Raw genomic sequence first — 12454 nt, forward strand, 5'->3', positions numbered from 1 at the left:
GTGTCCTCAGGCGTCCTTAGGCGTCCTTGGCGTTGCGCGCGAGGCCCAGCGCGTAGTCGGGCCACCACTGGCCGGCCGCCGGGCCGCCCCGGCACGGTCCGTCCGAGTCGCCGGGGCGCTTGATCCACAGGACCGCGTCGAGCAGCGCGTCGCCCGTCTTGTCCGTGGGCGGGGTGCCAAGACCCCGGCCCGGCGGATTGCACCAGGCGTCCTCGCGGTCGCTGGCCAGCGGCCCCTTGCCGTTGCGGCTGGTGTCCATCACGAAGTGTTTCCCGGCGACCGCCTCCGACAGGCTGCGGCCGTACGCCTTGATCGTCTCGTCGGTGTGGAAGTTGGAGACGTTCAGCGAGAATCCGTCGGCCTGGTCGATGCCGGCCTTCTGGAGCGGTTCGGCGAGCTTGGGCGCCTGGTCGATCCAGCCGGGGTTGCCCGCGTCCAGATAGACCTTCACCCGGGGCTGCTGCTTGAACCGCTGGATGGCTTCGGAGAGCAGTTCGTAGCGCTCGGCGTGGTACTCGCCGGGCGTGCAGCCGTCCACGATGTGCGGGACCGCGTCCGGCTCCAGGATGACGAGGGCGGGGCTCTTCCCGATGGCCCTCGCGAACTTGTCGATCCACTGGCGGTAGAAGTCGGGGCTGCCCGCGCCGCCCGCGGAGTGCTGGCCGCAGTCGCGGTGCGGGATGTTGTACGCGACGAACACGGCGGTGCGGTCGCCCTGTGCGGTACCGTCGGCGGCGCCCTTGATGTCGGGCGCCGGGTCGTCGCCCGCGGGCCACACCGCCATCGGCTGCTCGGAGATCCGCCTGAGCACGGCGGCGTCCTGGGGGCGCCCCTCCTGCTCCCACTGCTCGACCTGCCGGGCCGCGGGGCTCTCCGGGTCCACCCAGAAGGCGCTTTCGGGAGGCCGGTCGGCGGCGGTGGAGCGGCCCGCGTCGGCGGCCGGCTTCTCTTTGCCGGAGCCGGACCCGGACGAGCAGCCCGTGAGCCCGAAGGCCGTGAGGGCCGTGAGTGCCGTGAACGTGCGGAGCAGCCGGTGCATCCAGACCCCTTGGGCGACGGTGACGTGACGCGTCGCCGCAATCGTTACATAACGGTCGAATGCGGTTCGGTTACGACACCGGGACCGGCCGCCTCAGATGCCGCCACTCGCCAGCGCGATGCCCAGCGGCGTCCGCTCGTACAGGACCTGATGCCCGTACCGCCGCGAGACCAGCAGACCCGCGTCGCGCAACGTGCCCAGGTGCGCGGACACGGATGACGGGGCCAGGCCAAGGCGGTGGGCGAGGGCCGAGGTGGTGGCGGGGTCGACGAGCGCGGCGAGGACGGTCGCCCGGCCGCGGCCGAGGAGGCGTACGAGCGCTTCAGGCGTACGTTCGCCGGGCCCCGCCCAGAGCCCGGCGAGGCCGCGCGCCGGATAGGCGATGGTCGGCTGCCACGGCGGGTCGTGCCCGCCGACCACGTCGGGCCAGGTGAAGACGCTCGGCATCAGGACCAGGCCCTCGCCCCGCAGATCGCGCACATGCTCGCCGTTCCAGTCCACGGCGAGCGTCCCCGCGTTCCAGCTGAGCCGCGGGTCGAGCTCGCTCAGGAGCCCGCCGAGCCCGACCTCGGCGAGGCGGCGCGAGTGGAAGGCCACGTCGGCCTCGAGGAGGGTGCGAAGGCGGGGCCAGTCCGGCTCGATCAGGGCGTGCCAGGCGGCCTCCATGGCGTCCGCGAGCTCCCGCACCGCGCGCGCCGGATCGCCGACGAGCGCGCGCCCCAGCGGGCTGTCCGCCGCCCCCGGGGCAGTGCCCGCGGCGCGGCATCAGGAGCCAGACCGCCGCGAGGTCGAGCCGCGCGCCCGCCCCGCGGATCCGCCGCAGCCACTGCGGGTGGTAGCCGTGCCGGTCGGGGCGCTTGAGGGTGCGCACGGCCTCCTGCGTCTCCCACAGGGGCGAGATCGCGAACCGGCAGCGCAGCAGGTCGTCCTGCCCGAAGTGCAACTGATACGGCATGGCTCCCCCCGCCCCAGGCTCGATTCGCCTGGAGCCGAAACTCTAGGGCGAGGGCACGCGCGCGTGCAGGGTGCGGACATGCCCGAAGAGAAACCCACCGGCTACCGCCGCGTCTTCGCCGTCCGTGAGTTCCGCACCGTCTTCCTCGCACACGCCCTCTCGCTGCTCGGCGTCATCGTCAGCGAGGTCGCGCTGACCGTCCTCGTGTACTCGCTCACCGGGTCGCCGCTGCTGAGCGCGCTCACCTTCGCGCTCGGCATGCTGCCCTACCTGATCGGGGGGACGCTGCTCTCCGGGATCGCCGACCGGTATCCGCCCCGCCGGGTGCTCGTGCTCTGCGACCTGCTGTGTGCCGGGTGCGCGGCCCTGATGGCGCTGCCCGCGACGCCCGTCTTCGCGCTGCTCGCGCTGCGGTGCGTCATCGCCGTCGTCTCGCCGGTCTTCAACGGGACGCGGATGGCGACCCTCACCGACATCCTCGGGGACGGCGATCTGTTCGTGCTCGGGCGCTCCCTGCTGCGGATCGTCTCGCAGAGCTCCGTGCTCGTCGGCTTCGGCCTCGGCGGCGTGCTGCTCACCTTCGTGCCCGCGCGCGGGGCACTCGTCATCACCGTCTGTACGTTCCTGGCGTCGGCGCTGCTTCTGCGGCTCGGCACACGGCGCAGGCCCGCGCGGGGCGACGGCGGCTCGGCGCTCGTCCGCTACTCCCTCGGCGGCGCGCGGCGGATACTCGGCGACCGCCGGATCCGGGCGCTGCTGCTCCTGCTCTGGGCGCCGCCGATGTTCATGGTCGCCCCGGAGGCGCTCGCGGCCCCGTACGCCGACGAGATCGGCGTCGGCGTCGCGGGCGTCGGGCTGCTGATGTGCGCGCTGCCGGTCGGCACGATCGCGGGCGAGCTGTACGCCGGGTCCGCACTCTCCGCGGGCACCCGCGCCCGCATCGCCCTGCCGCTCGCCTCCGTCACACTGCTGCCGCTCGTCGTGTACGCCGTGACGCCGGGGCTGGTCTGGGCGATGCTCGCCCTCGTGCTCGCCGGGGCCGGGTCCGCGTACACCCTGGGCCTCGACCGCTGGTTCGTCGACTCCGTGCCGCAGGAGCTGCGCGGGCGGGCCATGACCGTGCACACGGCCGGGCTCATGACGATCCAGGGGGTCGGCATGGCGCTCGCGGGCCTTGCCGCCGAGTTCTTCGGGGTGAGCACGGTCGTGACGGGCGCGGGCATCCTGGGCACGGTGTGCTGCCTGGTCCTGGTGGTGGAAGTCCGGGCCACGGCCCGTGCCGCTCCCGGCGCATCCATCGACGTACGGGAACAGGCGACCGAATTGCGAGACGGGGCTGACCAGCATGTGACCGGCGGGTAAGGTCTTTGGCGTGCCGAAGCCGCTCAGCCTTCCCTTCGATCCCATCGCCCGCGCCGACGAACTCTGGAAGCAGCGCTGGGGATCGGTCCCGGCCATGGGCGCGATCACCTCGATCATGCGGGCGCACCAGATCCTGCTCGCCGAGGTCGACGCGGTCGTCAAGCCGTACGGACTGACCTTCGCGCGCTACGAGGCGCTGGTCCTGCTGACCTTCTCGCAGGCCGGCGAGCTGCCGATGTCGAAGATCGGCGAGCGGCTCATGGTCCACCCCACGTCGGTCACGAACACCGTCGACCGCCTGGTGAAGTCCGGCCTCGTCGACAAGCGCCCGAACCCGAACGACGGGCGCGGCACGCTCGCCTCCATCACGGAGAAGGGCCGCGAGGTCGTCGAGGCCGCCACCCGCGAGCTGATGGCGATGGACTTCGGGCTCGGGGTGTACGACGCCGAGGAGTGCGCGGAGATCTTCGCGATGCTGCGGCCGCTGCGGGTCGCGGCGGAGGACTTCGAGGAGCAGTAGAAGCTGCTTTTCCGGTTGGCCGGGGCCGCCGGAAGATCGCGCAAAACGGGCCGATACCCTCGAACGCATGAAGAAGAGCGTGCTGACCCGATACCGGGTGATGGCCTACGTCACCGCCGTCATGTTGCTCGTGCTGTGCACCTGCATGGTTTTCAAGTACGGCTTCGACAAGGGTGAGGGCCTGACGCTGGTCGTCTCCCAGGTCCACGGCGTCCTCTACATCATCTACCTGATCTTCGCCTTCGACCTGGGCTCCAAGGCGAAGTGGCCCTTCGGGAAGCTGCTCTGGGTGCTGGTCTCGGGCACCATCCCCACCGCCGCGTTCTTCGTCGAGCGCAAGGTCGTGCGCGAGGTCGAGCCGCTGATCACCGACGGTTCGCCGGTCGCCGCCAAGGCGTAACCTCCACCGCCATGGACAGGTCCGTGGCGGTCACCCATCGACATTTACTAGGACGTCCTAGTAAATTCGAAGGTATGGACGCTGACGCCATCGAGGAGGGCCGCCGTCGCTGGCAGGCCCGGTACGACACCGCGAAGAAGCGCGACGCGGATTTCACGACGCTCTCCGGCGACCCGGTCGAGCCCGTCTACGGGCCGCGGCCCGGGGACACCTATGAGGGATTCGAGCGGATCGGATGGCCCGGCGAGTACCCCTTCACCCGCGGACTCCACCCCACCGGCTATCGCGGCCGGACCTGGACCATCCGCCAGTTCGCCGGCTTCGGCAACGCCGAGCAGACGAACGAGCGCTACAAGATGATCCTGGCCGCCGGCGGCGGCGGTCTCTCCGTGGCCTTCGACATGCCGACCCTGATGGGCCGGGACTCCGACGACGCGCACTCGCTCGGCGAGGTCGGGCACTGCGGGGTCGCCATCGACTCGGCCGCCGACATGGAGGTCCTGTTCAAGGACATCCCGCTCGGTGACGTCACGACGTCGATGACGATCTCCGGACCCGCCGTCCCCGTCTTCTGCATGTACCTGGTCGCCGCCGAGCGGCAGGGCATCGACCCGGGCATCCTGAACGGCACGCTCCAGACGGACATCTTCAAGGAGTACATCGCCCAGAAGGAGTGGCTCTTCCAGCCCGAGCCGCACCTGCGTCTCATCGGCGACCTGATGGAGCACTGCGCGCGCGACATCCCCGCGTACAAGCCCCTGTCGGTCTCCGGCTACCACATCCGCGAGGCCGGGGCGACGGCCGCGCAGGAGCTCGCGTACACCCTCGCCGACGGCTTCGGGTACGTCGAGCTGGGGCTGAGCCGCGGCATGGACGTCGATGTCTTCGCGCCCGGACTGAGCTTCTTCTTCGACGCGCACCTGGACTTCTTCGAGGAGATCGCCAAGTTCCGCGCGGCCCGCAGGATCTGGGCCCGCTGGATGCGGGACGTGTACGGCGCCAAGACCGACAAGGCCCAGTGGCTGCGCTTCCACACGCAGACCGCGGGGGTCTCCCTGACGGCACAGCAGCCGTACAACAACGTCGTACGTACCGCTGTCGAGGCGCTCTCCGCGGTCCTCGGCGGCACCAACTCCCTGCACACGAACGCCCTCGACGAGACCCTCGCGCTGCCCAGCGAGCAGGCCGCAGAGATCGCGCTGCGCACCCAGCAGGTGCTGATGGAGGAGACCGGCGTCGCCAACGTGGCGGATCCGCTGGGCGGTTCCTGGTACGTGGAGCAGCTGACCGACCGTATCGAGGCCGACGCCGAGAAGATCTTCGAGCAGATCAAGGAGCGGGGGCGCCGGGCGCACCCGGATGGGCAGCACCCCATCGGGCCCATCACCTCCGGGATCCTGCGGGGCATAGAGGACGGCTGGTTCACCGGCAACATCGCTGAATCGGCCTTCCAGTACCAGCAGTCCCTGGAGAAGGGTGACAAGCGGGTCGTGGGCGTCAATGTCCACCATGGTTCCGTCACCGGTGACCTGGAGATTCTGCGGGTCAGCCATGAGGTGGAGCGGGAGCAGGTGAAGGTCCTCGGCGAGCGCAAGGCGGCGCGCGACGACGCGCGTGTGGCGGCCTCGCTCGACCGGATGCTGGGTGCCGCGCGGGACGGGTCGAACATGATTGGCCCCATGCTGGAGGCTGTGCGGGCCGAGGCGACCCTCGGGGAGATCTGTGATGCGCTGCGGGACGAGTGGGGGATTTACACCGAGCCGCCCGGGTTCTAGTCCGGGTTCGTTTAGGTGTGTGGGGATCTGCGGGTCTTTTGTGGCTGGTCGCGCAGTTCCCCGCGCCCCTTCGGGGGCGCACCCCGCGGGGCGTTGTTGATGTGATGGGTGTGGTCGGCACTTAGTTGGGTAGGCGCGGCGGACGTCAGTTCGTCCTGCCCCTGGAGCCACCTGTGTCACCTGCGAGCCTGCCCGGCCCCACCCGTACCGCCGTCACCGCCATCGGAGTCGCCTCGGTCACTCTGCTCGGTGCGCTGGCGGTGGGTGGCTCCGGTGAGGTGAGTGCCAGCCCGCCGGCCGAGCCGAAGGTCCAGGACGCCTTCGACTCGCTCGGCCCCGAGGTGCACGCGGCGAAGCTGGCGAACGGGCGGACGGCGCACTACTCCGACTCCGGCAGCAAGGACGGCAAGCCCGTCCTCTACATCGGCGGCACCGGCACCAGCGCCCGCGCCGCGCACATGACGGACTACTTCCGTACGACGCGCGAGAACCTCGGCCTGCGCATCATCTCCGTGGAGCGCAACGGCTTCGGCGACACCGAGTTCGACAAGGGCCTGGGCAAGGCGGACTTCGCGAAGGACGCGCTGGAGGTGCTCGACCGGCTGAAGATCGACGACGTCAGCGTCGTCGCGATCTCCGGCGGCGGGCCGTACGCGGCCGGGCTGGCCGCGCGGGCGCCCGGGCGGATCTCGGCGCTGCATCTGGCCGCCGCGCTCCCGCCGTACGGGGCGAAGCCCGCGTACTGCGCGATGTCCGACGAGGCGCTTGCCGCCGCCCTGAAGGACTCGATCAAGGATCCCCGCACGTGGTGGGCGTTCCCCGACGACAGCCCCGTCAAGTCGATACCGGGCTTCGCCGACACGGCGTACGAAGAGGGCGCGCGGACCTACAACCAGCGCGGCCAGCAGGCCGATCCGGCGCCGCAGGTGCACGAGCAGAAGCTGTACTGCGAGCGGCCGGGCCCGGATCTCGCGAAGCTCGACGCCCCCGTCTACCTCTACGGCGGAAAGAAGGACACGACCGTTCCGCCGGCCACCCTCAAGACCTGGCAGGAGGCGCTGCCGGGCACGGCGAAGGTGCGTACGTACGCCGACTCCGGGCACGACGTGCAGTACCGGCACTGGGACCAGATCCTGGTCGACCTGGCCGGGCAGGGGGAGCGGACGGTCATCTGCCGCGGCAAGCAGACGAAGGTGCCGTACGCGAAGGAAGCGGACCGGCTCGTCGCCGAGGGCAAGGCGACGCTCGGCAGTTGCGCGTGGACCAGGTAGGCGTGGACCAGGTAGGCGTGGACCAAGTAGGCGTGGACCAAGTAGTGGGAGTGGGCTAAGTAGGGAGCGTCAGTTTGAACTGTGCGCCCCCGCCTGGCGCCGCCTCCGCCGTCAGTTCCGCGCCATGCGCGTGCGCGATCTGGCGTGCCATCGCGAGGCCGAGGCCCGAGCCCGGGAGGGCGCGGGCCTTCTCCGCGCGGTAGAAGCGGTCGAAGACGTAGGGGAGGTCCTCCGCCGCGATGCCGGGGCCGTGGTCGCGGACCGTCAGCGCGGTGGGGGTGAGGGTCACTTCCACCGGCGTTCCCGGCGGGCTGAACTTGGCCGCGTTGTCGAGGAGGTTCGTCAGCAGGCGGGACAGGCGTGCCGGGACTCCAGGGATGTTCAACTCGGCGGCTTCCGGGGTCACTTGGAGGGTGAAGGGGACCTGGGGCCAGTGGCCGCGCGCCGCGTCCACGCCGTGGGCGACCAGCGGGGCAAGGCGTACCTCCTCCAGGAGGGGCTGCGGCTCCTCGTCCCGGGCCAGCTCGATCAAGTCGTTGACCATGCCGGTGACTTCACGGAGCTGGCGGGTCAGGGCTCCTGATGCCCGGTCGCGCTGAGTGTCCGTCAGGCGGTCGGCCCTGGCCAGGAGTTCCGCGTTCGTACGCAGCGCCGTCAGCGGCGTACGCAGCTCGTGCGAGGCGTCGGCGACGAGTCGGCGGCGGGCTGTGACCGACTCCTCCAGCTCGGCCAGCATGGTGTTGAAGGAGGTCGCGAGCCGCGTCACCTCGTCCTCGCGGCCCGGCGGCCCCGGCGGCAGCTCGATGCGGTGCCGGGCGTCGCGCGTGGCCGCGATGCGTTCCGCGGTCGCGGTGAGGCGGGCGACCGGGGCGAGGCCGGTGCGCGAGACCCAGTAGCCGCCGAGCCCGGAGAGCAGGATGCCGACGCCGCCCACCGCCGAGAGGAGATACGCGGTCTGCCGCACGCCCCGGTCCGCGATGTCGGCCCGCAGGGCGACCTGCACGGCCTCGCCCTTGCCGTAGCTGGTGGTGAACATCCGGGCGGGCTTTCCGTGCAGGGTGAAGTTCGAGTAGTACGGCGCCAGTTGGCCGCTCGCGACCTGCCGGGTGGCCGCGGAGACCGGGAGGAGGTAGGCCTCGGACGGGTCGTCGTCCGCGTCGGCGGGGACGATCTGCAGGCAGGCCGGTGCGCCCAGGAACCGGCACTCGCCCGTGACGACGCCCGGCCCGCCGTCGTGCCGCTGCTGGGCGATCAGGGTCGCCGACTGGGCGAGGTTCTGGTCGAGCTGCTGGTACAGCTTGAAGCGGATGACGAGGAACGCGGCCACGCACACCCCGACCGCGACGAGGGCGACCGCAGCGGCGGTGGCCACCGCGAGCCGGGCGCGCAGCGGGCGGCGGCGGCGCCACCGGGCGCCGAGCCTGCGGCGGGCGCTCATGGGCTGCCGAGCCGGTAGCCGACGCCGTGCACGGTGTGCACGATGCGGGGCTCGCCTTCCGACTCCAGCTTGCGGCGCAGATAACCGACGTACACGGCAAGGGAGTTGGAGTCAGGCCCGAAGTCGCGGCCCCATACCGATTCCTGGATCAGTTCGCGGGGCAGCACCTGGCCCGCGTTGCGCAGGAGCAGTTCGAGCAGGGCGGCTTCGGTGCGGCTGAACTCGATCGGGCGGGGGCCTCGGTGCCCGGTGCGGGTGGCCGGGTCGAGGGTGAGGTCTCCGTGACTGAGCCCGTCGCCGGTTTCGTCGGCGGCGCGCTCGGGGGCGGCGCGGCGCAGCAGGGCCCTGACGCGGGCCACCAGCTCGTCCAGGGCGAAGGGCTTGACCAGGTAGTCGTCCGCGCCCGCGTCGAGGCCGTCGACGCGTTCGCTGACGGAGTCAAGGGCGGTGAGGACGAGTACGGGGGTGCGGTCGCCTGCGGCGCGCAGTTGGCGGCATACGGCGAGGCCGTCCAGGACGGGCATCAGGACGTCCAGGACCAGGAGGTCGGGCTCCCAGCGGGCCACTGCCGTGAGCGCGCGCTGGCCGTCGGCGGCGCCGCGGACCAGGTGGCCCTCGATCGTGAGGGCGTCCTCCACCGCTGCGCGGACTTCTGGGTCGTCGTCGACCACGAGGATCTTGGCGGCGTGGGGAGTGGTCACGCGGGGTTTGCCGTGTCTGTGCTGGACGCGTGGTGCATCGGTGCTCGGCGGCTGTGCGTTGTGCCCACCCGTTCCGCCCTGCGGAACGCCTGCCCACAACGCGGACGGGCGTCGATTGTGCTCGGAGATCTCATGGATCAAAGGTGCCAAACCTTGCTCTTAAAACACTCTTAGACCTGCTCGTGATGCTCCATTGCCATGCGAACACCCGATATGCGATCTCCCGATGCGGGGGCCAGGCCGCCGCTCTCCGTCGTCATCGGCGCGGGCGGCACCGGTGGGCACATCTATCCCGGGCTAGCCCTCGCCGACGCCCTGCGGCGGGCCGTGCCGGGCGCGGTCGTCTCCTTCGTCGGTACGGAACGGGGACTTGAGACCCGGCTGATACCGGACGCCGGGTACCGGCTCCACACCGTCGACATGATTCCGTTCGACCCGTCGCTCGGCGCCAAGCGGTATCTGCTGCCCGCAGCCCTGGTGAAGTCCGGCGCCCAGTGCCGGGCGATCCTTCGGGCGCAGGGCGCGCAGGTGGCCGTCGGCATGGGCGGCTACCCGAGCGCCCCGGTCATCGTCGGCGCCAGGATGGCCGGCCTGCCCAGCCTCATCCACGAGTCGAACGCCGTCCCCGGCCGCGCCAACCGTTTCGCCGCCAGGCTCACCCCGAACATCGCGGTCGCCTTCGACCGCAGCAAGGCGCATCTGCCCGGCGGCGACCGGGCCTTCACCACCGGGATGCCGATCGCCGCGCCGCTCGCCGCGCTCGACCGTGCCGCGCTGCGGGCCGAGGCCCGCCGGGAGTACGGGGTGCCGGAAGCGGCCCGGATGCTGCTCTTCAACGGCGGCAGCCTCGGTGCGGCCCGGCTCACCGAGGCGGCCGTGGGGCTCGCGGCGCGCTGGCGGCACCGCGGCGACGTGCAGCTCCTCGTCAAGACCGGGCCCGCCGCCCTCGACGAGACGCGGCGGCGCCTGACGGAGGCGGGTGCGGACACCATCGCCCGCGCCGTGCCCTACCTCGACCGGATGGACCTCGCGTACGCCGCCGCGGACCTGGTCGTCTGCCGCGCCGGTTCGGCGACCGTCGCGGAGCTCGCCGCCACCGGCGTCCCGGCCGTCCTCGTCCCCTACCCGCACGCGCCGGGCGACCACCAGACCCACAACGCGCGGGTCCTCTCCGACGCGGGCGCGGGGCTGCTGCTGTCCGACGGCGAGACGACGGCGGCGCGGCTCGCGGAGCTTGTCGGGCCGCTGCTCGCCGATCCCGCGCGGCTCGCCGCGATGAGCGGTGCGGCCGATCCGGGGCCGCACGCCCGCGCCGCCGATCTGCTCGCCGAGCGGGTCGTTCAACTCACCCACCACACCTCTCACTTGGAGTACGCATGACCCGCAACGACACCTTCGACTGGACCGGCCGTACCGTCCTCGTCACCGGAGCCGAGGGCTTCATCGGCTCGACGCTCGTCGATCTGCTCCTGGAGCAGGGCGCGAAGGTCCGCGCCTTCGTGCACTACAAGCCGTACGCGGAGAAGGGGCATCTCGCGCATCTGCTCGGCGACCCGCGGGTCGAGATGCTCGCGGGCGATGTCCGGGACGCCGGGCGCGTGATGGACGCGGTCGAGGGCTGTGACACCGTCTTCCACCTGGCCGCGCTGATCGGCATCCCGTACTCGTACGACTCTCCTGGCGCGTACGTCCAGACGAATGTCGTCGGCACGGAGAACGTGGCAGAGGCGTGCCGGCGGCACTCGGTGCGGCGGCTCGTCCACACGTCCACCAGCGAGGTGTACGGGACGGCGCTGACGGCGCCGATCTCCGAGGATCACCCGCTCCAGCCCCAGTCGCCGTACTCCGCGTCGAAGATAGGCGCCGACATGATGGCGCTCTCCCACTGGCACGCCTTCGAGCTGCCGGTGACGGTGGTGCGCCCCTTCAACACCTACGGGCCGCGGCAGTCGGCCCGCGCGGTGATCCCCACGATCCTGGCCCAACTCCACTCCGGGGCACGGGAGATCAAGCTGGGCTCGCTGACGCCGACGCGTGATTTCACGTACGTGACGGACACCGCGCGGGGGTTCATGGCGCTGGCGGGGTGTGAGGCGGCGGTCGGGCGTGCGGTGAATCTCGGGGTCGGCGAGGAGATTTCCATCGGGGATCTGGCGGAGGCGCTGATCGCTGCGTCCGGCCGGGAGGCGTCGGTCGTCGTCGACCCTGCCCGGCTTCGTCCCTCCGGGAGTGAGGTGCTGCGGCTTCTGTCCGACAACTCGCTCGCCCGGGAGCTGTCGGGGTGGGAACCGCGGGTGTCTCTGGCGGAGGGCCTGAAGCAGACCTCGGCCTGGGTTGCCGAGCATCTGCAGCTCTTTGCTGCTGACCGCTATCAGGTCTGAACTTCGGCCGCGGGCTGTGTGTGGCTGGGCGCGCAGTTCCCCGCGCCCCTTACGGGGCGCCCTGGTTGCCCGCAGCCGCCGACAGTCCGCCCAGCAGCAGCAGGGTGAAGCTGCGGGCCCAGGCCTCGTCGATCGGTTCCGCGCTGACCAGGGCGCGGTGGACCACCGCGCCCGCTGTCACGTCGAAGATGAGGTCGGCCGTCCGCGCGGCGGCCGCGGGGTCGGGTTCCGGGGGGAGCTCCCCCCGCTGCTGTGCCCGCTGCCGCCCCGCGAGGACAAGACGCTTCTGGCGGTCCACGATCGACGTGCGGATCCGCTCCCGCAGGGGTGCGTCCGACGTCGACTCGGCGACCACCGCCATCAGCGCGGTCTTCGTCTCGGGGCGGCTCAGCAGTGCCGCGAACTGCAGGACCACGCCCTCGATGTCGGCGGCGAGGCTGCCCCGGTCCGGCAGCTCCAGCTCGTCGAAGAGTTCCGCCACCGCGTCCACGACCAGCTCGCTCTTGCCCGCCCAGCGGCGGTACAGGGTCGTCTTGGCGACGCCGGCCCGCGTGGCGACGTCGCCGAGGGTCAGCTTGGACCAGCCGAGTTCGACCAGTGCCTGACGGGTCG

11 protein-coding genes and 1 pseudogene are annotated in these 12454 nt (G+C 71.5%); 7 read left to right on the top strand and 5 right to left on the bottom strand.

Translation table 11 applies throughout. The annotated features are described in order from the left end of the window. Window positions 1-16: 16 nt before the first annotated feature. Window positions 17-1039 (bottom strand): glycoside hydrolase family 6 protein, encoded by a 1023-nt coding sequence (locus ACFWY6_RS10010; protein ID WP_384687718.1) that lies wholly within the window; start codon window positions 1037-1039, stop codon window positions 17-19. Window positions 1040-1132: 93 nt separating this feature from the next. Further along, window positions 1133-1994, bottom strand: a pseudogene (locus tag ACFWY6_RS10015) (DUF5937 family protein). 78 nt (window positions 1995-2072) lie between these two features. Between ACFWY6_RS10015 and ACFWY6_RS10020 the strand changes: the two are divergent. From ACFWY6_RS10020 to ACFWY6_RS10040, 5 genes are all read left to right on the top strand, one after another. Then, window positions 2073-3356 carry an MFS transporter gene (locus tag ACFWY6_RS10020; protein WP_384687719.1) on the top strand — a complete coding sequence of 428 codons (1284 nt, stop codon included), beginning with the start codon at window positions 2073-2075 and terminating at the stop codon, window positions 3354-3356. 10 nt (window positions 3357-3366) lie between these two features. Next, window positions 3367-3876: a MarR family winged helix-turn-helix transcriptional regulator gene (locus tag ACFWY6_RS10025; protein ID WP_266870860.1), complete on the top strand. Its 510-nt coding sequence runs from the start codon at window positions 3367-3369 to the stop codon at window positions 3874-3876. 67 nt (window positions 3877-3943) lie between these two features. Then, window positions 3944-4276: a DUF3817 domain-containing protein gene (locus tag ACFWY6_RS10030; RefSeq protein ID WP_384687720.1), complete on the top strand. Its 333-nt coding sequence runs from the start codon at window positions 3944-3946 to the stop codon at window positions 4274-4276. 74 nt (window positions 4277-4350) lie between these two features. Continuing rightward, window positions 4351-6051, top strand: coding sequence for a methylmalonyl-CoA mutase (locus tag ACFWY6_RS10035; RefSeq protein WP_384687721.1), 1701 nt, complete (start codon window positions 4351-4353; stop codon window positions 6049-6051). A gap of 173 nt (window positions 6052-6224) precedes the next feature. After that, a complete protein-coding gene (locus ACFWY6_RS10040) occupies window positions 6225-7322 on the top strand; it encodes an alpha/beta fold hydrolase (protein ID WP_384687722.1) in 1098 nt (365 codons plus the stop codon). Window positions 7323-7377: 55 nt separating this feature from the next. On the opposite strand, the gene ACFWY6_RS10045 is transcribed toward ACFWY6_RS10040, so the two are convergent. Beyond that, window positions 7378-8760: a sensor histidine kinase gene (locus ACFWY6_RS10045; protein ID WP_384687723.1), complete on the bottom strand. Its 1383-nt coding sequence runs from the start codon at window positions 8758-8760 to the stop codon at window positions 7378-7380. Then, complete coding sequence (locus ACFWY6_RS10050) at window positions 8757-9461, bottom strand: response regulator transcription factor (protein WP_384687724.1); 705 nt, start codon at window positions 9459-9461, stop codon at window positions 8757-8759. The genes ACFWY6_RS10045 and ACFWY6_RS10050 overlap by 4 nt, the downstream gene beginning before the upstream one ends. 198 nt (window positions 9462-9659) lie before the next feature. On the opposite strand from ACFWY6_RS10050, the gene ACFWY6_RS10055 reads away from it, so the two are divergent. Both ACFWY6_RS10055 and ACFWY6_RS10060 read left to right on the top strand, forming a co-directional pair. Then, on the top strand, window positions 9660-10841 hold the full coding sequence (locus tag ACFWY6_RS10055) for a glycosyltransferase (RefSeq protein ID WP_384687725.1): 1182 nt from the start codon (window positions 9660-9662) through the stop codon (window positions 10839-10841). Next, window positions 10838-11842 carry an SDR family NAD(P)-dependent oxidoreductase gene (locus ACFWY6_RS10060; RefSeq protein WP_384687726.1) on the top strand — a complete coding sequence of 335 codons (1005 nt, stop codon included), beginning with the start codon at window positions 10838-10840 and terminating at the stop codon, window positions 11840-11842. The genes ACFWY6_RS10055 and ACFWY6_RS10060 overlap by 4 nt, the downstream gene beginning before the upstream one ends. A 49-nt stretch (window positions 11843-11891) precedes the next feature. On the opposite strand, the gene ACFWY6_RS10065 is transcribed toward ACFWY6_RS10060, so the two are convergent. After that, window positions 11892-12454, bottom strand: a 563-nt coding sequence (locus ACFWY6_RS10065; protein ID WP_384687727.1) for a TetR/AcrR family transcriptional regulator, incomplete at its 5' end; no start/stop codon positions are given.

The sequence above is a fragment of the Streptomyces sp. NPDC059037 genome (genome assembly GCF_042740015.1).
GTDB lineage: Bacteria > Actinomycetota > Actinomycetes > Streptomycetales > Streptomycetaceae > Streptomyces.

Coding starts and splice junctions, on each gene's coding strand:
- ACFWY6_RS10010 (WP_384687718.1), bottom strand. CDS start 1,039: ATGCACCGGCTGCTCCGCACGTTCACGGCACTCACGGCCCTCACGGCC.
- ACFWY6_RS10020 (WP_384687719.1), top strand. CDS start 2,073: ATGCCCGAAGAGAAACCCACCGGCTACCGCCGCGTCTTCGCCGTCCGT.
- ACFWY6_RS10030 (WP_384687720.1), top strand. CDS start 3,944: ATGAAGAAGAGCGTGCTGACCCGATACCGGGTGATGGCCTACGTCACC.
- ACFWY6_RS10035 (WP_384687721.1), top strand. CDS start 4,351: ATGGACGCTGACGCCATCGAGGAGGGCCGCCGTCGCTGGCAGGCCCGG.
- ACFWY6_RS10045 (WP_384687723.1), bottom strand. CDS start 8,760: ATGAGCGCCCGCCGCAGGCTCGGCGCCCGGTGGCGCCGCCGCCGCCCG.
- ACFWY6_RS10055 (WP_384687725.1), top strand. CDS start 9,660: ATGCGAACACCCGATATGCGATCTCCCGATGCGGGGGCCAGGCCGCCG.
- ACFWY6_RS10060 (WP_384687726.1), top strand. CDS start 10,838: ATGACCCGCAACGACACCTTCGACTGGACCGGCCGTACCGTCCTCGTC.